The 22,701-nt window shown below is 73.7% G+C and carries 16 protein-coding genes; 4 read left to right on the forward strand and 12 right to left on the reverse strand.

Annotation, left to right across the window (positions count from 1 at the left end; all coding sequences use genetic code 11):
- Window positions 1-113: 113 nt before the first annotated feature.
- Together HHX37_RS19930 and HHX37_RS19935 are read left to right on the forward strand one after the other, a co-directional pair.
- A complete protein-coding gene (locus HHX37_RS19930) occupies window positions 114-1,073 on the forward strand; it encodes an ABC transporter substrate-binding protein (protein ID WP_220502985.1) in 960 nt (319 codons plus the stop codon).
- 205 nt (window positions 1,074-1,278) lie between these two features.
- Window positions 1,279-1,998, forward strand: coding sequence for an HNH endonuclease family protein (locus tag HHX37_RS19935; RefSeq protein ID WP_182886358.1), 720 nt, complete (start codon window positions 1,279-1,281; stop codon window positions 1,996-1,998).
- A 49-nt stretch (window positions 1,999-2,047) separates the two neighbouring features.
- On the opposite strand, the gene HHX37_RS37815 is transcribed toward HHX37_RS19935, so the two are convergent.
- The 11 genes from HHX37_RS37815 to aceB form a co-directional block, all read right to left on the reverse strand.
- On the reverse strand, window positions 2,048-4,792 hold the full coding sequence (locus HHX37_RS37815) for a DUF6493 family protein (protein ID WP_182886359.1): 2,745 nt from the start codon (window positions 4,790-4,792) through the stop codon (window positions 2,048-2,050).
- A complete protein-coding gene (locus HHX37_RS19945) occupies window positions 4,789-6,177 on the reverse strand; it encodes an SWIM zinc finger family protein (protein WP_182886360.1) in 1,389 nt (462 codons plus the stop codon). Before HHX37_RS19945 ends, HHX37_RS37815 begins: the two co-directional genes overlap by 4 nt.
- A 99-nt stretch (window positions 6,178-6,276) precedes the next feature.
- On the reverse strand, window positions 6,277-7,299 hold the full coding sequence (locus HHX37_RS19950) for a CU044_5270 family protein (RefSeq protein ID WP_182886361.1): 1,023 nt from the start codon (window positions 7,297-7,299) through the stop codon (window positions 6,277-6,279).
- Between the two features lie 2 nt (window positions 7,300-7,301).
- The gene (locus HHX37_RS19955) at window positions 7,302-8,000 is read right to left on the reverse strand and encodes an RNA polymerase sigma factor (RefSeq protein WP_310740451.1); all 699 of its coding nucleotides are present in this window, start codon (window positions 7,998-8,000) and stop codon (window positions 7,302-7,304) included.
- Between the two features lie 130 nt (window positions 8,001-8,130).
- On the reverse strand, window positions 8,131-10,119 hold the full coding sequence (locus HHX37_RS19960; protein WP_182879334.1) for an FHA domain-containing protein: 1,989 nt from the start codon (window positions 10,117-10,119) through the stop codon (window positions 8,131-8,133).
- Window positions 10,120-10,223: 104 nt separating this feature from the next.
- Window positions 10,224-10,460 carry a DUF2277 domain-containing protein gene (locus HHX37_RS19965; RefSeq protein ID WP_117409311.1) on the reverse strand — a complete coding sequence of 79 codons (237 nt, stop codon included), beginning with the start codon at window positions 10,458-10,460 and terminating at the stop codon, window positions 10,224-10,226.
- 74 nt (window positions 10,461-10,534) lie between these two features.
- Window positions 10,535-11,269: an IclR family transcriptional regulator gene (locus tag HHX37_RS19970; RefSeq protein WP_310740452.1), complete on the reverse strand. Its 735-nt coding sequence runs from the start codon at window positions 11,267-11,269 to the stop codon at window positions 10,535-10,537.
- Entirely contained in the window at window positions 11,266-12,543 is a 1,278-nt protein-coding gene (locus HHX37_RS19975) for a (Fe-S)-binding protein (protein WP_182886362.1), read from the reverse strand. The genes HHX37_RS19970 and HHX37_RS19975 overlap by 4 nt, the downstream gene beginning before the upstream one ends.
- On the reverse strand, window positions 12,543-13,898 hold the full coding sequence (locus tag HHX37_RS19980; protein WP_182886363.1) for an FAD-binding oxidoreductase: 1,356 nt from the start codon (window positions 13,896-13,898) through the stop codon (window positions 12,543-12,545). The genes HHX37_RS19975 and HHX37_RS19980 overlap by 1 nt, the downstream gene beginning before the upstream one ends.
- Window positions 13,898-15,349 carry an FAD-linked oxidase C-terminal domain-containing protein gene (locus HHX37_RS19985; RefSeq protein ID WP_182886364.1) on the reverse strand — a complete coding sequence of 484 codons (1,452 nt, stop codon included), beginning with the start codon at window positions 15,347-15,349 and terminating at the stop codon, window positions 13,898-13,900. Before HHX37_RS19985 ends, HHX37_RS19980 begins: the two co-directional genes overlap by 1 nt.
- Before the next feature lie 33 nt (window positions 15,350-15,382).
- Window positions 15,383-16,972 carry a malate synthase A gene (aceB, locus tag HHX37_RS19990; protein ID WP_182886505.1) on the reverse strand — a complete coding sequence of 530 codons (1,590 nt, stop codon included), beginning with the start codon at window positions 16,970-16,972 and terminating at the stop codon, window positions 15,383-15,385.
- A 145-nt stretch (window positions 16,973-17,117) separates the two neighbouring features.
- On the opposite strand from aceB, the gene HHX37_RS19995 reads away from it, so the two are divergent.
- Window positions 17,118-17,804 (forward strand): DUF4097 family beta strand repeat-containing protein, encoded by a 687-nt coding sequence (locus HHX37_RS19995; RefSeq protein WP_182874759.1) that lies wholly within the window; start codon window positions 17,118-17,120, stop codon window positions 17,802-17,804.
- A gap of 30 nt (window positions 17,805-17,834) precedes the next feature.
- Here the strand turns inward: HHX37_RS19995 and HHX37_RS20000 are convergent, their stop codons facing one another.
- Window positions 17,835-19,193 carry an FAD-binding oxidoreductase gene (locus HHX37_RS20000; protein ID WP_182886365.1) on the reverse strand — a complete coding sequence of 453 codons (1,359 nt, stop codon included), beginning with the start codon at window positions 19,191-19,193 and terminating at the stop codon, window positions 17,835-17,837.
- Window positions 19,194-19,346: 153 nt separating this feature from the next.
- On the opposite strand from HHX37_RS20000, the gene HHX37_RS20005 reads away from it, so the two are divergent.
- Window positions 19,347-22,694 carry a BTAD domain-containing putative transcriptional regulator gene (locus HHX37_RS20005; RefSeq protein WP_182886366.1) on the forward strand — a complete coding sequence of 1,116 codons (3,348 nt, stop codon included), beginning with the start codon at window positions 19,347-19,349 and terminating at the stop codon, window positions 22,692-22,694.
- Window positions 22,695-22,701 lie beyond the last annotated feature (7 nt).

Below are 22,701 nucleotides of genomic sequence, written 5' to 3' on the forward strand. Positions count from 1 at the left end.
CCGCGATCCGCGGAGATCGCGGCCCATCCCGCCCGTTGTGGAATACTCTCCCGGTGTCGCCGCGGCCTCACCGCTCGCGGTCGCCGCCCGTACGACATCAGATGAGGTCAGATATGAGGATCCGTCTCCTTACCGGCGTGCTGTCGCTCGCGCTGGTCATGACCGCCTGCAGCGGCGGGAGCCCGAGTGGGAGTTCGGACGCCGCCGGAGCGGGAGCGGCGGGCGGCGCGAAGACGGTGAAGATAGCGATCAACCCCTGGATCGGCTACGAGGCCAGCGCGGCGGTGGTCGCCTACCTGCTGGAGCACGAGCTCGGTTACAAGGTGGAGAAGATCGAGAGCGGCGAGGCGGACTCCTGGAAGGGCTTCGAGAAGGGCACGGTCGACGTGGTCCTGGAGAACTGGGCCCACCCGGAGCTGAAGAAGGAGTTCATCGAGCAGAAGAAGGTCGCCGTCACCGCGGGGGAGAACGGCAACAAGGGCGTCCTCGGGTGGTATGTCCCCGAGTGGATGGTCAAGAAGTATCCGGACATCACTGACTGGCACAACCTGGTCAAGTACAAGGACCTGTTCAAGACCGACAAGAGCGGCGGCCTGGGGCAGTACCTGGCCGGTGACAAGTCCTTCGTGACCAACGACGAGGCGCTGATCAGGAACCTGCACCTGCCGTACAAGGTGGTCTACTCCGGCAGCGAGGACGCGTTGATCGCGGCGGCCCGCAAGGCCACCGAGAACGAGACCCCGCTGCTCATGTACTTCTACGAGCCCCAGTGGCTGTTCAACCAGCTCAAGCTCGTCAAGATCAGCCTTCCTCCGTACGCGATCGGGTGTGACGCCGACCCCAAGACGGTCAAGTGCGACTACCCGCCGTACCTGCTGGACAAGATCGTGAGCGTGAAGTTCGCCAGGAACGGCGGCAAGGCGTACGAACTGATCAAGAACTTCGTCTGGACCAACGACGACCAGAACGCCGTCGCGTTCGACATGGCCGAGAACAAGATGAGCGCCGAGAACGCCGCCCGGAAGTGGGTCGAGGCCAACAAGATCGTCTGGCAGGACTGGATCCCCGTCTGATTCCCAGAACCTGAGCGAAGGGCGTGGCACCATGCCACGCCCTTTGTCGTTCCGCGCCCTTCCTTCGTAGATCTCCAGGCGCGCCTCCTTTGCCAACTTTTTACGCTTTGCTATATCTAGGGGGATATTCCAGATATTTCTCTACCTAGGGGTAGCTTTGAGCGGGCGAGGTACCCGATTGACCGCCGCTGCCGCGGCGGCTGTGATGTTGCTGACGGGATGCGGGCGGATAGGCGATCTCGCCGCGGAGCCCGCGGGTCAGAGCGGCGGCGGGAGCAGCGGCTCTGGCGAGGATCACGGCGTCAACCCGCTCGACAACCCCGACGGCACCGGCCCCGGGCTGAAGGCCCTCACCGAGGACAAGGACCGGGCGAAGGCCCGTGACCTCATCGACAAGGTGGCGACGAAGGGCCGTGGCGCGAAGACCGGCTACGACCGGGACAAGTTCGGCTACGCCTGGGCCGACAACGTGGACGGCATCCCCTGGGGGCGCAACGGCTGCGACACCCGCAACGACATGCTCAAGCGGGACGGCGACGGCGTCGAGTACCGCGGCGGGTCGAACTGCGTCATCGTCACCATGAAGCTGTACGACCCGTACACCGGCAAGAAGATCGACTGGAGCAAGTCGGACGCCGCGAAGGTCCAGATCGACCACGTCATGCCCTTGTCGTACGACTGGCAGATGGGCGCGTCGCGGTGGAGCGAGAGCAAGCGCAAGCAGATCGCCAACGACCCGCTCAACCTCATGCCCGTGGACGGCTCCACCAACAGCTCCAAGGGCGACTCCGGCCCGGCCACCTGGCTGCCGCCCCGCCGCGACATCCGCTGCTCCTACGCCGTGCGGTTCGCCCAGGTCGCCCTCAAGTACGACCTGCCGGTGACCTCCGCCGACAAGGACGCGATGCTCGAACAGTGCAAGTGACCCGCCAGGCTCACCGGTAGACACCCTTCCCGGCCGGCGCTGCCGCGTGTCATCCTGCGAGCTGGTCGCGCAGGCGGGCGCATTCGCGGGCGAAGCGGCTTCGGCGGCTCGGCCGGCCCGTGGGGGCGTGCGCCGAAACGGCCGGTATCTCGCCGCGGGCGCCCACCCAGGCCGCCACGTCGGCGGCGAGCGCCACCGCCTCGGTCTGGGTGACGTTCGGCCGCTCTCCGGCAGAGGGCAGCAGATCCGGCAGCAGGGCCCGCAGGATCTCCCACACCTGCTCGTGCGCTCCCTGATGCGCGGCCTCCCGCAGGGACGCCAGCACCGGCCGGGTCTCGAACCAGGTGCGGCGGAGCAGCAGCGCCAGCTGACGGCCGACCGCCTCGGCGGGCAGGTCTCCCCGGCTCGTCATCCGCAGCAGCACCGGAACCGGGTCCGGGCGGCGCTCGGCCAGGAAGTAGGCCATGATGAGCGCGGTCGCCTCCCCGAGCGGGCCGTCCGCGTCCGCCACCGCCTCCAGGTACGCGGGATACACCCCCGGGTAGTTCCACTGGTGGAGCAGGTGGGGCAGAAAGTTGACGGAGACGACCTCGCGATGCGACGGGAGGATCGACGGCCACGAGGCCATGACGTGGCCGTGATCGTCCCAGCGCCACTTCGACGGCTCGCGCAGCAGTTCGTCGATGAGGTGGTGCCCGGTCGGCTCCGCTCGCAGCACCGGCACCAGCCGCACCTGCTCGACGTGTCCCGGGTCGCGCTCCTCGAACAGGTACTCGTGCGCGTTCTCGACGTAGCCCCACTTCAGCCCCGCCTCGGGATCGGGCAGGCCGCCCTGGGCGAGCCAGGCGGCGACGGCCGGGGCCGCCTGCGATCGCACGTGCGCGGCGCGTTCGGCGGCGAAGGGATGGGTTCCCCTCGGCAGCCGCAGCAGCGCCTGCTGCAGGTCCGCCGGCAGCGGTTCCACGCCCGCGGCGGCGCACAGCTCCAGCCGGTCCACCAGCACGCGGGGGTCCAGGTGCCCGGTCATCACCGTCGGCGTCGCGAGCAGGACGGGTGGCAGCGTCCCTTCTCTCAGCGCCCGGTAGATCTCGTCGAGCCGGTGCAGCAGGAACAGGTGCGGCGGGGAGACGTGCGCGGGTTCCGGCAGCCGGCTCCGCCGGCGGAGGTCCACCGCGGGGTCCGGTCTCTCCGGCTCGCCGAACAGCCGCCGGAGGGCCGAGTACGTGATGCCCACAAGGAGCCCCAGCCCGGCGGGTTCGGGATCGGGCACGCCGGGATCGGTACCGGGAGCGATCACCTCCCTCGCCAGGGCGGCGATCCAGGCGTCCGGATCGAGCCAGCTCTCCATGTCGTACAGGTGGGGAGAGAAGTCCTGGAAGACCGGGGTGAGCGCCGCGCGCAGGGCCGCGCGGTCCCTGCCCGCCCGCTCGACGAAGCCGGCGAGCCACTGCTCGCGCGCCACCCACCCGCGGAGATCCCACGTGGTCTGATCCACCGACGGTGCGGGGAACGGGCCGGGCTCGGGGAGGACGGGCAGCGGAGCGGGAGTGAACGGCTCCGGCGTCCCCTCGGCCGTGACGTCGCCCCCGAACACCGCGGCCAGTTCCCGGCCGAGATCGGCGGGCAGCAGCGGTACCGCGTCGGCGATCGACTTCGCCTCCGCGCGGAACGCGGCGGCGTGTCTGAGCGCGATCCGGACGGCTCGCCGCCGTACGTCGTCGGAAGTGTGCGCCAACGCCGTGACGAGCGCGGGAGCCAGTTCGCCGGCGCGGGTGGGCCTCCGCCGCACCTCCTGGTCCAGCCGGCTCAGGCCGGCGCGGGCCAGCTTGGCCTCGGGCCTGAAGGTCAGCGCCTCGATCGCCTCCTGGACGTCGGCGTCGTCGTGGGGGCCGGTGCGGTCGACCTGGCTCAGGGCCAGCTCGGCGACCGGGCCGGGGGCGGCGGGGAGCAGCCGCAGATAGTCCCGGACCCGTCCGGCCGCCTCCTGCGGCGCCGGTTCGACCAGTTCGTGCAGGCGCACGAAGAAGCGCAGGTCCGCGGCGTCGCCGCCGCGCAGGAACCGGCTCACGCAGCCGTCCAGGAGCTCCGCCCGCGACACGCGTCCGGTACGCAGGAGCCGCCCGATCAGGGCGAGCCAGGGCGTGGGCGACGGCGTGAGCCGTTCCTCGCGCAGCACGCGGCCCGCGCCCTCGGCCTCGAAGACCAGCGGCAACAGCGGGCCGAGCAGCGGATCGTCGTCCGCCGCCGGGCCGGTCAGCCACGCGACCACGAGCGGGTCGTGCGCGGGCGGCGTCACGCCTGAGGCCCGCAGCAGCGCGAGCACCAGCGGGGCGGTCCGCACGTCGTCCGCCCGGCGGATCTTCCCGGCGAGCCGGGCCGCCACGTCGGCCTGCCAGCCGGCCGGACGGGTGACCAGCACGCGGACCACCTCGGCCGGGTCCGGGGCCGGCCCCCACTCCGGGTAGAGCTCGCGGCGGGTCAGCCAGGCCGCCGCGGCGGCGGGCCCGGAGATCGTCCCCGCACCGGCGATCCGCAGCGGCGCGCCCAGCTCGGCGAGGGCGCCCCGCACGGTCCGGCGGCGCTCCCAGGCGGTCCACCAGTCCTCGTCGAGGTCGTGAACCCCCCGGCTCCCATGGGTCATCCGCGTGGCGGCGTCCCGCATCTCCTTGAGGAGGCCCGGTAACCGCCTCGCCACCTCGGCGCGCTCGGCCTCGGTGAGCGCGATCACACGGTCGGCCAGCGTCTTCGTCTCATGCGCGGCGACGAGGTCGCGCACCTCCTGCCAGGCGCTCATCGGGCCGTCTCCACGCCGGTCTCGGCGCCGGTCCCCACACCGGCCTCCACGCCGGTCGGCGCAGGCGTGGTCCTCGCGACGATCCTGGCCGCGAGCACGTGCTTGCACGGCCCGCGTGAGCCGCGGTGGTCCCACCACCAGGGGCAGGTGCACGAGCCGTCGGTCAGGCCGACCTCCCGCACCCCGCCGTCGGTCCGTACGCGCGCCGTGTCGCCCGCGATCTCCACGGCGCCGGCCTCGGCCAGCGCCCGCGCGGACGTCAGCCGCGGGTTGAGGTGCTGCACGTGCTCCCTGTCGTAGGGCAGTTCGCGGTGGAAGTGCGCTGCCTCGTTCAGGTCGTAGCCGACCCGCCCGGCCGTGCCGAGCTGGGTGAGGGCGGCCCGCACGCGCGTGGTGGACAGCCCGGCGCGGTCGGCGAGCAGGCCGATCTCCACCTCGGGTTCGAAGTTGAGCAGCATGCCCACCACGTCGGCGTCGGCCTCGGCCTCGTCGGTGGCGAGGTCGGCCAGCACCGCGCCCTCGCCGGAGAAGCCGCGCCAGCGCTCCGGAGACAGGACCAGCGTGTAACGCATTCCGGGCAGCTCCAGCTCCCACGCGCTCGACGCCGGGCCGCCGGGCGCGGCCGGGCCGTAGACCTTGAGGCTTCTGACGAAGCGGAGCAGGGGCAGCAGCGTCGCCAGGCGGCCGACGCCGGACAGGCACACCGCTCCCGGGCCGGGCCGGTCGGTGACCCGCAGGTCGCGGCCCGCGGGAGCGACCCACAGGTCGGCCGCCGCCCGCTTGGGCAGGGACCGCAGGAACCGCACCGCGCTCATCCCGTGGAGTTCGGCCCGCAGGTCCATGCGCGCCGCGATCACCTGCACCTCGGCGAAGCCCCGCAGCCACCGCTCCGGCAGCGGCACCTTCTTCTCCACCACCGCGCCGTCGAGCGTGGTCACGGTGAGCTCGTCGGCGCCGACCCCGAGGTGCAGCGGGTCGCGCGCGCCCACCCGGGCCAGCGCCTCCCGCAGCGGGCCGTTGACGTCGACGTTGGTCGTCCCCCGGTCGAACACCTCGCCGTCGAGGGCGCCGCCCAGCAGGTCGAGCCGGGCGTACACGCCGCCGCAGGCGGAGAACGACTCGAAGCGCAGCCGGTCGCCGCCGCACGTGACGACCGGGTCGCGCGTCCATCCCGGACGCGGCTGGTGATAGCGAGTGAGAGCCACGTCGGCCACGCCCAGCAGGGCCGCCGCCGCGGGCGCCGCCTGGGTCACCACCCCGCTGAAGAACCTGGGCGCGACGGCCGGGCCGCTCAGGGCCCTGCCGCCGGACGTCGACAGCCCGAGACGTCCGTCCACCAGCATCGAAGGCGCGGCGTAGCTGTACGCCTGCGTCGCGTTTGTCATGTGCCGGAGGCTAGAGATCACCACCGACAATTCGCGCCCGCGGAGCCCAAGAAGGCCACGGAGCCCGCCGTACGCCCGGCGGGCTCCACGGGCGGGGGATCAGAGGCAGCCGCCGCGGGGGTCCTTCACCTCGGGCGCGGTGTCGTCGACCGTGACCTCCAGCTGGGCGGTGGAGGCCACCAGGCTGCCCACGGGCGCCCTGGCCTCCTGCGCGTCCACCACGACGCCGCGCTCGCCGAGCAGTTCGTACGTGGCCGGGTCGAAGATGACCTCCTCGCGCACGCCGCGGGAGACCCGGCCGACGCCGATGCCGGTCCGGCCCGCAGCGTCCTCCACGTCCTCGCTGACCGTGACCCCGGGGATCGTCGCGGCGGCCTTGAACAGCGCCGCCCGCTGCGGCGCCGGCACGTACGTCTCCCGCAGCAGGTCGCCCACGGCCGTCCACGCCCCCGCGTCGGACGGGAGGTCGCCGTGCGGCCGGGCGTACAGGTGGGCCCGCATCTTCTCCGGGTCCGAGGGCAGCTTCTGCAACATGGTGTAGGCGGTGTCGCTCACCTTGCCGCAGGCCGGGAGCCCCAGCCACTCCGTGCCCTTCTCCTTGTACGCCTCCGGGGGGATCGGCCACCCCGGATAGGCGCGGGGCTCCAGATATTCGACCTTGAGCGCGCCGTCCCTGGTGCCGTCGGCGGACAGCCAGATCGTCCGCTTCGTCCGGTAGAGGTAGCGGGACTCCTTCTCGTTCTCGCCGACTATGGAGGCTTCGTACATCGTCTGCGAGCCGACCTTGACGAACTGGTCGTCGCGCGGGGACAGGTCGGTCACGGCGCGGGCCGCCCTGCCCAGCACCTCCTCCGCCGACATGGCCGACAGCTTCGGCAGGGTCACGACCACCTCGCCGGACCGGGTCGGGGGCGCGGGCCGGCCGGGCCCGGTGGCGGCGACGGCGACGACGCCAGCCCCGGCGAGCAGCGCGGCCCCGCCCGCCAGGAGCGCGTACGGGCGCGGGCGGACCGGCGGCCTGCCCGGGCCGGTCAACCGCCGCCGTACGGCCGCCTTGGCGGCCAGGGAGTAGGGGGGCGTCTGCGGCCGCTCACGGGCCACCAGGTCGATCTCGTCGATCATGGTCAGTCCTCCTGGGGAAGATCGAGATGGCGGCGCAGCTTCGCGCGTACGCGGTGCAGGCGCGAGCGCACCGTGCCGATGGGGATCCGCAGCGCCTCGGCCGCCTCCTCGTAGGAGAGGTCCGCCCACGCGACCAGCAGGAGCAGGTCGCGCTCGGCGGACGACAGCCGCGCCAGGGCGGCCGCGAGCGCGGGCCGCAGCGCGGCGGCGCTCGCCCGCTCCGCTCCGCGCTCCTCCTCGTGGGCGCCGCGTTCGCCGGCGTCGTGCGGGGCGCGGGCCAGTGCCCGCAGACGGCGGACCTCCGCCCGGCGGTGCCCGGAGATGAGGTTGCCCGCGATGCCGTACAACCAGGGCCGGGCGTCCGGGCGGGACGTGTCGTAGCGGTGCCGCTTCCGGAACGCCACGAAGAACGTCTCCGCGGTCACGTCGTCGGCGTGCTCGGGGCCGAGACGGCGGCCGGCGTAGGCGTGGATCTCGTCCGCGTGCCGGTCGAAGACGCCGGCGAACCGCTCGGGCGCGCGCAGCGACGCCTCGATCAGCCGGGCGTCGCTCGGCTCGCCGTCGTCCGGCTCGTCGCCGTTCACGCCGGGACACGTCGCCGGGGCGTGCTCCGGCCCGCTGTCTTTCGCCTCGTCGTCGCCGGGCCGGGGATCCGCCGCGGCCGAGGGGAGGCGGGTGCCGCCGGGGACCGTCCTCACCACCCGTTGTATCCGTTCATAGGGGATTTCCTTCCACGGGCGCCGTCGCGCCCTTCACCCCTACTCCGCCGGACGGCCCTGGCCGGTTCCGTGGTTCTCGGAGCCGATGTCCGAGCCGATGTGCAAGGCGTCGTCAGCCGGAGGGCAGCGTGTCACCCGGTCCTCCGGCGACCACCCCGGGCCGCCTGTTCTGTCCGTCCGCCTGTCGCGTGACCAGCGGCCTCTCGGCGGGGGGCGGCACGGCGGACGCCGCGGGGGGCGGCGCCGCGGAGACCGGCTGGTCGAAGATGTCGATGTCGACCTCCTCGCCGCCGACCGTCAGCGTCTCCCAGGCTCCGCTGACCAGCAGGGTCCGCAGCGTCTCGGTCCGCAGCTCGCGCAGGTGCCGGAGGAGGGTCGCGTCGTCGGGCATGCCGGGGATGCGTGGGGACAGACGGTCGCGGATCTGCCGCAGGCGCTCCATCAGGGCGTCGATGTCCGCGTCCCTGTCCGAACCGGCGCCGCCCTCCTCGATGCCCTGGACGATCGTGTCCTTGATCGCCCGGGTGACCCCCTGCTCGTCGGTGGTCACCATCGCGTTCCACGCGCGGCTCTTGTGCCGATACTGCAGCATCGACATCGCCGCCTCGTGCCGTACGAAGTCGGCGTCGCGGAACGGCCTGCCGCGCCAGTTGCGGTTGAGCGACCGGGCCAGCGAGATGGCCGACGCGAGCCCGCTGTTGAGACCCCGCCCGGGCCAGAAGTGGATCGCGTTGGCCGCGTCCCCCAGGAGGAAGCCGTACGTGCCCGGGGTGGTGGACGTGGGGGAGTACAACCGGGCGGTGAACCGCGGCCGCTGCACCATGTCGAGCCGGAAGGCGGTCACCGCGCTCACGTCGCCGTCGGCGACGCCGAAGAGCGCGAGCCCTTCCTTCGCCCGCCTCCACAGTGCCGAGCCCCTGATCAGGGCGGGCAGGAACAGCGTGTGGTGGGTCGAGCAGTGGAAGTCGCCGTCCTCGGTGCGCTCCATGAGGCAGGGACTGGAGGCCACGCACTCCTCGAACACGTGCCGGACGGGGTCGATGCCGACGACCTCCGCGGCCTCGTCGTCGGTGAGGCGCATGTTCAGGAAACCCTCGCCGCGCAGCGAGTTCAGGAGGAACCGGTTCTGCGCCACGGTCAGCAGCACGATCGCGGGGTCAGGCAGGGCGGACTTCACCCGTATCCCGAGCACCACGTCCTGCACGTGCCGGCCGTCGAGCGAGAAGATCGAGTCGTCGGCCCGGCCGAACCTGTCGGTGAAGTGCTCGCGGGTCCGCGAGCGCCCTCCCTCGCAGATGGCCAGCACGTGGTCCCTGGCCACGGTGTCGTGGCGCTCCGCGGGGTCGAATCTCTCCGGCACCAGGCGGATGCGGGCGGACCTCTCGTTCGCCATCTCCAGCAGGGTGTCCTCGATGTAGGCGATGCGGATGTTCCGCGGGCCGTGGCCGCGGATCGAGTCCGGACCGGCCGGCCACATCTCGCTGTAGGACCCCTCGGTGAACAGCCGCGCCTGGACGTCCTCCGGAAGGTTCAGATACTGGCGGCTCTGCACCGTCACGACCTGCTGCCGCCGGTTGTTGCCCTGCGCGGCGTTCTTCCACACGATCCGCTGCCCGTCCTCGGTCCAGCGGCCGTCGTAGATCGTGATGGCGACCCGGTGTCCCATGAGATGTTCGAGGAGCAGGGCGAAGGCCAGCCCGACGGGCCCGCCGCCGGAGACGGTGACGTGCAGGACCTGATCCGGTTCGACGTCCGGGACCGACCGGCGGAACCGCTGCATCAGGGAGGTGTCCATGACCGTCTCGGAGTCGTCGAACGCCTCGAAGCGGAACGTCTCCCCTCCGATGGCGATCGTGTCGCCGGGCCGGAGCACATGCGTGGTGACACGCCTGCCGTTGACCAGCGTCCCGTTGCTGCTGCCCCGGTCGCGCAGCACGTATCCCTCGGCCTCGCGGCGCACCTCCGCGTGGAAGCGGGAGGCCCGTTCGCTCGTGATCACCACACTGTTGTCGCCTCTGCGACCGAAGGTGATCGGCTTGTCGTCGATCGGGAAACGCTGGCCTGCCAGGGGACCTTCATGCCCGACGATCGCAGGTGGCACCGGTCCGCCCCCTCTCCCTCGGAAACGCCGATGCGATCATTTATCGTGACACGCTTCCCGGCTGCGGCAAAGCGTTCCAGTCAGGACGGGCAGGCCGCCGCCTCTCATCCCTGTGCGGTTGAGGCGGAAGCGGGCGTCCCGCGGACCCGCAGGGACGCGAGGAGTTCGGCGCTGGCCCGCGTGATCTCCTCCACGGCGTGGTCGAACGCCTCGGCGTTGTGCGCGGCGGGCGCGCGGAATCCGGAGACCTTCCGCACGTACTGCAGGGCCGCCGCCCGGATGTCCTCCTCGGTCACCTCGTCGGTGAAGGGCGGGCGCAGGGTCTTGATGCTTCGGCACATGAGCCCATACTGGCCCATCCGGCGCGGTCCGGTCAGGAGCGTCGAGCCACGAGCGTCGAGTCAGCAGCGTCGGGTCAGGAGCGGAAGACGGCGGTGCCGAAGTCCTCGGCGACCTTGCGCAGCATCGCGGCCAATTCCTCGCGGTCGATCGCGTCGATGCGCTCGGCCGGGCCCGACACCGACAGCGCCGCGAAGGTCCGCCCGCCGTCGTGGACCGGCACGGCCATGCAGTGCACGCCGCTCTCCTCCTCGCCCAGGTCCAGCGCGTACCCCCGGGCGCGGACCCGGTCGAGCTCCGCCAGCATGTCCTCCGTCACGGTGATCGTCCGGTCCGTACGGCGGGGCAGGCCGGTGCGCCGGAACACCGCCGCCGCGTCGGCGCGCCCGGCCAGCAGCGCCTTGCCCACGGCCGTGCTGTGCGGCAGCACCCGGCGGCCGACCTCGGCGAACATCCGCAGCCTGCGCGGCGAGGGCACCTGGGCCACGTAGACGACGAAGTCCCCCTCCAGCACGGCGAGGTTGGCCGTCTCCCCGGAAAGCTCGACCAGCCGGGTGAGGTAGGGCTCGGCCCAGACCGCCAGCATCCGCTCCGCCACCCCGCCGATCCGCACCAGCGCGCCGCCCAGGGCGTACCGCCGGTCGGACTCCTGCCGGACGTACCCCCGGGCGAGCAGCGTCTGTAACAGCCGGTGGATCGTCCCGTACGGCAGGCCGGTCCGCGCCGCGATCTCCGACAGACCGGCCTGGCCACCCTGCTCCGCCAGGGCCTCAAGGACGTCAAGCGCCCGGTCGACGCTCTGCACGCTCACCGCTTCGTCCTCGCCTTCCCGGCTCCCGGAGATCGTCCCAGCACGCCGGGATCGAGGCCGCGCAGCGAGGCGTCGAGCACCTCGGCCGTGTGCGCGACCCGGATCTCGCCGCCGCCCGCCCTGCGGACCGCCGCGGCGATCTGCATGGAACATCCCGGGTTGGCTGACACCAGGACGTCCGCGCCGGTCGCGAGCACGCGCTCCGCCTTGCGGTCACCGAGTTCCCTGGCCGCCCGCGGCTGGAAGAGGTTGTAGGTGCCCGCCGACCCGCAGCAGATCGCCGCCTCGGCGACCTCCCGCAACTCCAGCCCGGGCACGGCGCGCAGCAGGTCGCGCGGCTGCGCGCGTACGCCCTGGGCGTGGGCCAGGTGGCAGGCGTCGTGGTAGGCGACCGAGATCGGCAGCGGGCGCCGCTCCGCGGCCGGTCCGAGCTCGGCCAGGAACTCCGCCAGGTCGCGGATGCGCAGCGCCCCGGCACGCGCCGCCCAGGCGGGCTCGTCCGCGAGCACCTCGGCGTAGGTCTTCATGCTCGACCCGCAGCCGGCGGCGTTGACGACGACCGCGTCCACACCCGCCCGCCCGAACACCGCGACCGTGCGGCGGGCGAACCGCCTCGCCTCGGCCTCGCGGCCGGAGTGCAGCGACAGCGCGCCGCAGCAGCCCTGCCGGGGCGGGATCACCACGTCGCAGCCCTCCAGCGCGAGCACCCGCGCCGTCGCCGCGTTGACCTGTGGGAAGAACTCGCCCTGCACGCAGCCGGTGAGCAGCCCGACCCTGGCCCTGCGCGGCCCCCTCGCCCCCACCAGCGGTGGCAGCCGTACGGGCCGGGGGACGACGGCGGGGGCGAGTTCGGCCATCGCGCCGAGGGAGGGGTTCACCCGCTCCAGGAACGGCTGGAGGCGCCTGCCCAGCCGCATCGGCAGCCGCATCGCCCGCAGTCTGCGCCGGTAGGGGAACAACGCGAACACCAGGGCCCTGACCGCCCGCTCGTCCGGGCGGCGCTCGTGCTCCCGCTCGACCACGGCCCTCGTCTGCTCGATCAGCCGGTCGTACCGCACCCCGGACGGGCACGCGGTGACGCACGCCATGCAGCCGAGGCAGGCGTCGAAGTGCCCGGCCATCGCGCCGGTGAGCGGAGTGCCCTCGGCGTGCTGCCCCATCAGGTGGATGCGCCCGCGCGGCGAGTCCATCTCCTCGCCCCACAGCACGTACGTCGGACAGGTGGGCAGGCAGAACCCGCAGTGCACGCAATCCCTGATCAGCTCGGGGTCCATCAGATCCCTCCGACGAAGCGGCCGGGGGACAGCCGGCGGCCGGGGTCGAACCGTTCCTTGACCCGGCGCATCAGCGGCAGCGCGCCGACGCGCCCCCACCGGTCGAGGCGGCGCGCGGCCTCCCGCGGGGCGCAGAGCACCACCACGCGGCCCTCGTCCTCCAGGTGCGCGCGCAGTTCACCGGTGAAGGCGGCGACGAGGCCGGGCTCGGTGTCCGGCGGCAGGGCGACGTGGAGCACCTGCGCGGCCAGGGAGCCGCGTACCGCCGGACGGACGTCCGCGGCGCGGGCCGCCGAGAAGGGGCCGACGAAGCTCCCCGCCAGCCGGGAGGGGATGTTCCGCACCTCCAGCAGGATCTCCCCGCCGCCGGACGCCGCGCCGTCCAACACCGCGGCTTCCGCGCCATGTGGCCCGGCCGGCAGGCGTCCCCACCAGGGCGGCGGCTCCTCGGTCACCTCCGCCGTGCCGCCCATCAGCGCGGACAGGGCCTTGGCACGCTCGGCCGCGGCGGTGCCCTCCAGCAGGACCGCCACCGTGCAGGGACCGTCCACGCCGGGCCAGTCGACCTCCACGGCGCTCGGCTCCAGCGGCGACTCGGTGATCGCCGGCACCATCGCCCGCAGCGCGGCGGCCACGTCGGTGGAGGTGGTGTCGAACGTCCTCCCCTCGTACACATAAGGCTCGACGGTCTCCGTCACCGGGCGCGCGACGGACGCCGTCACCCAGGCGCGGGCGGCGGGCAGGGGGCGCAGGCGGAAGGTCGCGTCCGCGATGACGCCGAGGGTGCCGTACGAGCCGGTGAACAGCTTGCCGAGGTCGTATCCCGCGACGTTCTTGACGACCTTTCCGCCGGACCTGGCGATCGTCCCGTCGGCCAGCACGACCGTGATCCCGATGAGCAGGTCGCGGGCCGTTCCGTGGCGGAACGCGCGCGGCCCGGCGATCCCGGTCGCCAGCAGCCCGCCGACCGTGGTGCCCGGCACCGGCACGTCGAGCGCGAGTTCCTGGTTCTCCGCCGCGAGGGCGTCCGCCAGCGCTTGCGTGGTCACCCCGGCCTGGACCCGTACGACCAGGTCGCCCGGCGTGTGCTCCAGCACCCGGTCCATGCGGCCCAGGTCCACGAGCACGTCGCAGCGTTCCGGCGGGGCGCCCCAGTGGAGCTTGGTCCGGGCGCCCGTCGCGACGGCCGCCAGGTCGTGCGCCGCGCAGGCGCGCAGGACGGCCGCGATCTCCTCGGCCGACTCGGGCAGCGTCACCCAGCGCGGCCGGACGCCCGCGACCTCGTCCCCGTCGCCCGCCTCGCGCACCGCCACGCCGGTCGCCGCGAGCGCGTCCGGCGTCCGCTCGCCGCGCATCAGAACTGCTCCGCCAGACCGGCCTCGACCAGCGGGTGCACGCCCGTGCGCACCCCCGGCGCCTCCCCGCACAGCCGGGGGGTGGGGAAGACCTTGCCGGGGTTGGCCAGGCCCTCCGGGTCGAAGGCGCACCGGAGAAGCTGCATCGTGTCCAGGTCGTCCTCGGTGAACATCCGGGGCATGTACCGGGATTTGTCCACTCCCACGCCGTGCTCCCCGGTGATCGAGCCGCCGTGCTCGACGCACAGGTCGAGGATGCGCCCGCTGACGGTCTCGGCGCGCTCGCGCTCACCCGGAACGGCGTCGTCGAACAGCACGAGGGGGTGGAGGTTGCCGTCTCCCGCGTGGAAGACGTTCGCCACCCTGATCCCGTACTCCTCCTGCAGCCGGTCGATGCCCGCGAGCACGCGCGGCAGCGCGGTCCGCGGCACCACCCCGTCCTGCACGATGTACGCCGGGCTGATCCGGCCGACGGCCGCGAACGCCGACTTGCGGCCCTTCCAGATCGCCGCGCGCTCCTCGCCGGAGGCGGCCGTCCGGATCTCGAAGGCGCCGCTGTCGCGGCAGATGCGTTCGACGGCCGCGAACTGGTGCTCCACCTCGGCGCGCGGCCCGTCCAGCTCGACCACCAGCACCGCTCCCGCCCCGGCCGGGTAGCCGCAGTGGACGGCGGCCTCCGCCGCCTCGATCGCCAGCGCGTCCATCATCTCGATCGCCGCCGGGACCACGCCCGCCGCGATGATCGCCGACACGGCGTGCCCGCCGGCCTCGATGCCGGTGAAGGCGGCGAGCAGGGTCGTGACCGCCTCCGGCGCCCGCGACAGCCGTACGGTGATCTTCGTCGCGATGCCGAGGGTGCCCTCCGAGCCGACGAACGCGCCGAGCAGGTCGTAGCCGGGATCACCGGCGGACAGCTCCACGACGTCCCCGTCGGGCGTGACGATCTCGGCGGCGAGCACGTGGTTCACCGTGAAGCCGTACTTGAGGCAGTGGGCGCCGCCCGAGTTCTCCGCCACGTTCCCGCCGATCGAGCAGACCTGCTGGCTGGAGGGGTCGGGGGCGTAGTAGTAGCCCTGGTCGCGGACCGCCTCGGTGATGGCCAGGTTGGTCACCCCGGGCTCCACCACGGCCCGGCGGCCGGAGATGTCGATCTCGACGATCCGCCGCATGCGGGAGGTGACGACCAGCACGCCGTCCGTGCGGGGGAGGGCGCCGCCCGACAGGCCCGTGCCCGATCCCCGCGCGACGAACGGCACGCCGTGCTCGCGGCACAGCCGTACGACGGCCGCGACCTGCTCGGTGGTCTCGGGCAGCACGACCACGCCGGGGACGGCCCGGTGGACGGTGAGCCCGTCGCACTCGTAGGTGCGCAGCCGCACCGGGTCGGTCACGACGGCGTCCGGCGGGAGCGCGGCGGTCAGCCGCGCCGTCAGCCGTTCGAGCACGGACATCGGCTCCCGCCACCCCTCACGTCGTCCCGCCCCTCACGGCATCCGCGCGTACGCGGGAAGCGTGAGGAACTCCGCGAAGTCGTCGTCAAGGGCGACCTCCTTGAACAGTGCCGTGGCCTGCCGGTAGAGCTCCTCGTCGTAGCCCGGTCCGGCGGCGATGCCGGCGAGCTCCTCCTCGATGATCCGCTCGACCAGCTCGCGTGTCACCACCTCGCCCGTGTCGGCCAGCGTGATGTCGTTGTGGATCCACTGCCAGACCTGGGACCGGGAGATCTCGGCGGTCGCCGCGTCCTCCATGAGGTTGTGGATCGCCGCGGCGCCGTTGCCGCCCATCCAGGCCGCGAGGTAGCGCAGGCCGACGTCCACGTTGCCGCGCAGCCCCGCCTCGGTGATCTCGCCGGGGGTCTTGGACACCGACAGCAGGTCCTCGGCGGTGACGTTGACGTCCTCGCGCAGCCGGTCGAGCTGGTTGGGCCGGTCGCCGAGGACGCCGTCGAACACTTCGCGGCAGATCGGGACGAGGTCGGGGTGGGCCACCCAGGAGCCGTCGAAGCCGTCGCCCGACTCGCGCGTCTTGTCGGCCCGCACCTTCTCCAGCGCGACCCTGTTGACCTCGGGGTCGCGGCGGGACGGGATGAAGGCCGCCATGCCGCCGATCGCGTGCGCGCCGCGCCTGTGGCAGGTGCGCACCAGCAGTTCGGTGTAGGCCCGCATGAACGGCGCGGTCATCGTCACCGCGTTGCGCTCGGGCAGCAGGAACTCCCGGCCCCGGGTGCGGAACTTCTTGATGACGCTGAACAGGTAGTCCCAGCGGCCGGCGTTGAGGCCCGCCGAGTGCTCGCGCAGCTCGTAGAGGATCTCCTCCATCTCGAACGCCGCCGGGTACGTCTCGATCAGCACGGTCGCCCGGATCGTGCCCCGGGGGACGCCGAGCAGCTCCTGGGCCCGGACGAACACGTCGTTCCAGAGCCGCGCCTCCAGGTGCGACTCCATCTTCGGCAGGTAGAAGTAGGGCCCGCGGCCCTTGCCGAGCTGCCGCGCGGCGCAGTGGAAGAAGTAGAGCCCGAAGTCGAGCAGCGACGCGGACATCTCGGCGCCGTCCACCAGGATGTGCTTCTCCGGCAGGTGCCAGCCGCGCGGGCGGACCACGACCGTGGCCAGCTCCTCGTCCGGCCGCAGCGCGTACGTCTTGCCGCCCGATTCGAAGTCGATCGTGCGGTCGAGGGCGTCGCGCAGGTTGAGCTGCCCGTTGACCGTGTTCTCCCAGGTCGGGGAGTTGGCGTCCTCGAAGTCGGCGAGCCAGACCTTGGCGCCCGAGTTGAGCGCGTTGATCGTCATCTTCCGGTCGACCGGACCGGTGATCTCGACCCTGCGGTCCTCCAGCCCCGGCGCGGGCGGGGCGACCCGCCACTCCGACGTGCGGACGTGGGCGGTCCCCGGAAGGAAGTCGAGCGTGCCCCCCGCGGACAGCTCCGCCTGCCGTGCCCGGCGGGCGGCGAGCAGCTCCCGCCGCCGGGGGTCGAACTCGCGCTGCAGGGTGGCCACGAAGCCGAGGGCCTCGGGGGTGAGGATCTCGTCGAACCGGTCCAGCAGGGGCCCTGTGATCTCGACGCCTTCCACCATTTCCACCCTCCGGAAAAGTAATTCTGAATGGTGGAATCGACGCTACGTCAGGGTGCGGCCGGGGGTCAACGTGAGGGCCGCACCAGGGATGCCCTAGGGCCTTCCCCGATGGGAGAGGGCGCACGCGTGCCGGAGGATCGGGAGCATGAAGAACACAACCCTGGCCGTCGCGGGGGCCGCCCTGGGCCTGAGCCTGACCGTCGCGGCGTGTGGCGGGCCGCTGGGCTTCGGCGGGCAGCAGTCCGTGCAGTCCTACGACGTGGCGGACGCGGTGACCCTCGTCGACACGCACACCGGGTCGGGCGACATCGTGGTGAACGAGAGCGACAGGTCCGGCATCCACGTGACCGAGACCCTGCACTGGTGGGGGAACAGGCCGAAGACCGAGGACGGGCACTCCGTGGACGGCGGCACGCTCGAGCTCAAGTACAAGTGCGGCCGGTGCTCGGTGGACTACAAGGTGGAGGTGCCGCGGGGGCTGAGCGTCAAGATCGACACCGGCTCGGGGGACCTGACCCTGCGGAACCTGACCGGCCAGGTCGAGGCCTCGACCGGCTCCGGGGACGTCGACGCCCGCGGTCTCGCCGCGAAGGAGGTCGACGCCAAGACCGGGTCGGGCGACGTCACACTCCGCTTCACGGCGGCCCCCGCCGAGGTGCACGCCGTGACGGGCTCGGGCGACGGCAAGGTCTGGCTGCCGGACGGCGCCTACAACGTCGACGCGACGACGGGGAGCGGCGAGCGCCGGGTCGACTTCGCGGAGAACGACTCGGCGCCGCACACGATCGTCGTCAGGACGGGCTCGGGCGACGCCGAGGTGCGCAAGCTCTGACCGCCCCCGCGACCGACCCGGCGACCGGCGCTACGACTGGGCGGACACCGGCTTGTTGCTGCGGAAGACGCCGTGCGGGTCCCGGCGGCGCTTGATCTCACGCAGGCGGGCCAGCGTCTCCGCGTCGAACGCGGAGGCGGCGGTCTCGTCCGCGTGGAGGTAGGTGAACGGCTTGCGGCCGGTCGTGTGCGGCGCCATGGAGCGGGCGATCTCCGCCAGTCGCGCGTGCACCGCCCGCCCGCCCTCGGGCGACATGATCGGCCCGATCATGCCCAGGAGGTACGGCTCGGCGACGTGCCCGCAGGCGCCGCCGGCGGGGGCCGGCCGGCGCAGCGCGCCGCCCAGGTGACGCACCTGCACGGAGGCCAGCGGCGCGATGTCGCCGAGGGCGGCGAGCAGGTCGCCCGCCACGGCGTCGTCGAGACCGGTCAGCAGCTCGCCGCGGCCCGCGCCGGGCACCGGCTGCGTCGGCTCGGCGCAGATGCCGCCGAGTGCGTCCAGCGGCATGGCGGCACGGCTGTCGAGCAGCACACCGGGAACGTCCTCGAACCGCCGGAGCAGGGCGCGTCCCTCCTCCTCGTCGCCGAGGAACGTGGTGTCCACCGCGACCGCGGCCAGGCCGCGCAGCGGCTCGGGGACCTGGGGCACCGGGGGGAACCGCACCATCGTGAACCAGACGGTCAGCTCCGCGGGGGCGCCGGCCGTCACCTCCCGGAACGCGGCGAGCAGCTCGGGCGCCCGGTCGGCGGGCCACAGCATCCGTCCTCCGTACAGCCGGGGGGCGGGGTGCAGGTCCAGCTCGACCGCGGTCACCAGCGCGAAGTCGCCGCCGCCGCCGCGCAGCGCCCAGAACAGGTCGGCGTCGGAGTCCGCCGTGACGCGGGCGGGCACGCCGTCGGCGCCGATCGTCTCGAAGGCGCGCACGCTGTCGGCGGCCCAGCCCCACCTCCGGGCGAACCAGCTCAGCCCGCCGCCGAGGGTGTAGCCCACGACGCTCACCACGGGAGAACTTCCGGGGAGGCCGGTCAGCCCGTGCTTGCCCGTCGCCGTGAGCAGCTCGCCCCACTGCACGCCGGCCTCGACCCTGGCGACGCGGCGCTCCGGATCGACCTCCACACCGCGCAGCCGGCCGGTGCGCACCAGGATCGTCCCGTCCAGGTCGGTAGTGGCGCCGTGCCCGCCCGGCTGGGCCGCCACGGCCAGGCCCGCCAGCGCCGCGTGCCGGACGACGACGGCGGCGTCGGCCGCGTCCTCGATCTCCACAACCGCCCGGACCCGCTGGTCGACCGCCCGGTTCCAGGGCAGCCGGGCGGTCTCGAAGGTCTCGTCGCCGGGCACGTGGACCCGGCCGCGCACCACGCGCCGCAGATCGGTCTCCAAGGTAGACATGCTCGTCCTTCCGCTCAATGTTCCGGGGAGTCGGAGGACATCCTGACCGGGAAGGCTTGCGGGCGATTAGGAACCGGCTAGTCGCGCGCTGTTCGTGCGGTGGCGAGTCCGGCAATACGCTACGAACCGGACCCTCCGCTCTCATGGGGAAAAATGGACTTTCGCCTGTTCGGCCCGCTGGAGGTCGTCGACTCGTCCGGCCGTGCCGTCGACGTCGGCACACCCAAGCGGCGCGCCGTGCTGGCCATGCTCGCCCTGGAACCCGGCCGCGTCGTCGCGCTCGACCGCCTCATCGACGAACTGTGGTCGGGGGAGGCGCCGGCCAGCGCCACCGGGACCCTGCAGGCGTACATCTCCCAGCTCCGCCGGGCACTGGAGCCCGGCAGGGCGCCGCGCACGCCGCCGCGGGTCCTGCTCACCCGCGAGCCCGGCTACCTGCTGGACATCGCGCCGGGTCAGGTGGACCTGGTCCGCTTCGCCGCGCTCGCCGAGGACGGCCGCCGGATGCTGGCGAGGGGCGCGCCCGGCGAGGCGGCCGACCTGCTGCGCCGCTCCCTGGAGACGTGGCGCGGCGAGCCGCTCGCCGAGTTCACGGCGTACGAGTTCGTCCAGCCGGTGGTCGCGCGGCTGGCGGAGCAGCGGGCCGCGGTGACGGAGGACTGGTTCGAGGCGCGGCTGGCGCTTGGAGACGCGGCGTCGTGCGTGCCCGACCTCGAACGCCTGGTGAAGGACCACCCGTACCGGGAGCGGCTGTGGGGCCTGCTCGTGCTCGCCCTCTACCGGTCGGGCCGGCAGGCCGACGCCCTCGCCGCGCTGCGCAGGGTCCGGGCGCTGCTGGACGAGGAGCTGGGCCTGGAGCCCGGCCCCGAACTGCGCCGGCTGGAGCAGGCCGTCTTCGGCCAGGCGCCCGAGCTCGGCGGGGCCGGGCCCGCCTTCCTCGCCCCGGCCGCCGAGCCGGGGACGGCGGTGCCGCCCGGGACGGCGGCGGTGCCGGTCGTCCACGCCGGGCTGGTCGCCCGGCGCGAACAGACCGGCCGCGTCGCCGCCCGGCTCGCCGAGGCGCGGCGGGGGCGCGGTGGCGTGCTGCTGGTCGCCGGGGAGGCGGGCCTCGGCAAGACCCGTCTGGCGGAGGCCGCGGCCGACGAGGCGGCCGCCCTGGGGATGACGGTCGCCTGGGGCCGCTGCGCGGAGGACACCGGCGCACCCGCGTTCTGGCCCTGGCTGGGGGTCCTGCGCGACCTCGGCCAGGACCGGCGGGCGGACGTGGCGGACGCGCTCGCCACCCTGTCCGGAGGACCGCCCGGTGACGCCCCGGCCGAGGCGACGGGCGCCGCGGCGGGCGGCGACGACCCCGGCAGGGCACTGTTCGAGCTGCACGAACGCGTGACCGCCGTGCTGGGGGCGGCGGGTCCGGCGCTGCTCGTCCTCGACGACCTGCACTGGGCCGACGCGTCGTCCCTGCGCCTGCTCGCCTTCGCGGCCGGGGAGCTGCACCGGTCGCCGGTGCTGGTGCTGGCGACGATCCGCCCCGAGCCCGGAGGCGACCCCGAGCAGCTTCGCGACACACTGGCCGCGCTCGCCCGCGAACGCGGCGTGGAGCGGCTCACCCTGCCGCCGTTCACGCGGGAGGACGTCGCCGCCTACCTCGCCGGGCGCGACCTGCCGGGCGGGCGGCTCGCCGCGCTGCTCCACGAGCGCACCGGGGGCAACCCCTTCTACCTGCGCGAGCTGATCCGGCTTCTCGACAGCGAGCACCGGCTGGACGCCGCGTCCCTCGGCGTTCCCGAAGGAGTGCGCGAGGTCATCGGCCGCCGCGTCGGGCGGCTGCCGGAGGAGACCCGCGCGTTGCTGGAGGCGGCCGCCGTGCTGGGCCGGGAGGTGAGTTTCGACGCGCTGGAGGCCGCCTGCGGCCTGGGTGCGGAGGAGGTGATGTTGCGCCTCGAACCGGCCGTGGCGACAGGCCTGCTCGTCGAGGTGCCCGGCGGCTTCGACTACCGGTTCTCGCACGCCCTCGTGCGCGACGCCCTCTACGCGGGGCTCGGCCGGGTGCGCGCGGCGCGGCTGCACCTGCGAACCGGGGAGGCGCTGGAGAGCCTTCCGGGCGTGGAGGTGTCCGTCCTCGCCCACCACTTCGTGGCGGCCTCCCGGGCGGGCGGCGCCGCCAAGGCCGTGGAGTACGCCGTCCGGGCCGCCCGGCAGGCCGCGGCCCGCTGCGCGTACGACGAGGCGGCGGACTGGTGGGACAGGGCCCTCGCCGCGCTCGGCCCGGGGGACCCCGCCCGGCGCTGCGCGCTGCTGGTGCGCCGCGGCGAAGCGCTGCGCGCGGTCGGCGACGTCGCCGAGGGGAGGAAGGCGCTGGAGGAGGCGATCGTGCTCGCCGCGGGAATCGGCGAGCGCGCGACGCTGATCGAGGCCGTCACCGCGTTCGGCGGCATGTCGGTGTGGAACTGGCGCCATTACGGCGTCGTGGACGGCGAGACGGTCGCCCTGCTGGAGCGCCTGCTGCGGGAGCCGCTGGGCGACGTGGAGCGCGCCACCCTGCTGGGCACCCTCGGCCTGGAGCTGTACTACTCCCCGCGCAGGGCCGAGGGGGAGCGGCTGGCGGCCGACGGCGTGCGGCTGGCCCGCCGCACCGGCGACCCCCGCCTGCTGGCCCGCTCGCTCAACAACTACCTGGTCGCCGCCTGGGTCACCGAGAGGGAGGACGAGCGCCGCCGCGCGGTCGAGGAGATGCTCGCCCTGCCCCTCGACCCGGCGGCGGAGGCCGTCGCCCGGGTCTTCCGCATGGCCCACCTGCTGCGGGCCGGCGAGCTCGCGGAGTGGGACCGCGACCTGGCCCGCTGCGCGCGGCTGGCGGACGAGATCAGGCGGCCCGAGATGACCGGGATGGCCCGCATCGCCGAGGCCGCCGGCCGCACGATGCGCGGCGACTGGGCGGCGGCCGAACGCCTCGCGGAGGAGTTCACCTCGCTGATCGCGGATTTCAGCATGTGGGGCCTCGACTACCCCGGCTTGATCACCCTCTACACCTGCCGCCGCGAGCAGGGCCGGGCGGGGGAGGTGGCGGACCGGCTCGTGTCCCGGGCACACGACCCCGACATGGTGCCGCTGCGCCCGGTCGCCGCGCTGGCCGCCCTCGACGCGGGCGACACCGCCCTCGCCCGGAGGCTGGCGGAGCGCTGGGGCGGCGAGATCCGCGACGACTGGACCACCGAGTTCCTCGTCGTCGTGTGGGGCCACCTCGCCGCCCGGCTCGGCGTGCCCGATCCCGCCGCCCTCTACCGCAGGCTCGCGCCGTACGGGGAACGGCTCGTGGTGAGCGGCATGGGCGGCGCCGGATGGGGCTCCACCCACCTGGTCCTGGCCGAACTCGCGGACGCCACGGGCGGGCGCGACCTCGCCCTGGGTCACGCGCGGCGGGCGCACGAGACGCACCTGCGCCTGGGCCTGGACCACTGGGCCGGACGGAGCGCGCGCCTCCTCGGCGAGCTGGGTGCCTGAGCCGTCG

Origin of the sequence: Microbispora sp. H10885 (assembly GCF_014161415.1) — a bacterium.
GTDB lineage: Bacteria > Actinomycetota > Actinomycetes > Streptosporangiales > Streptosporangiaceae > Microbispora > Microbispora triticiradicis.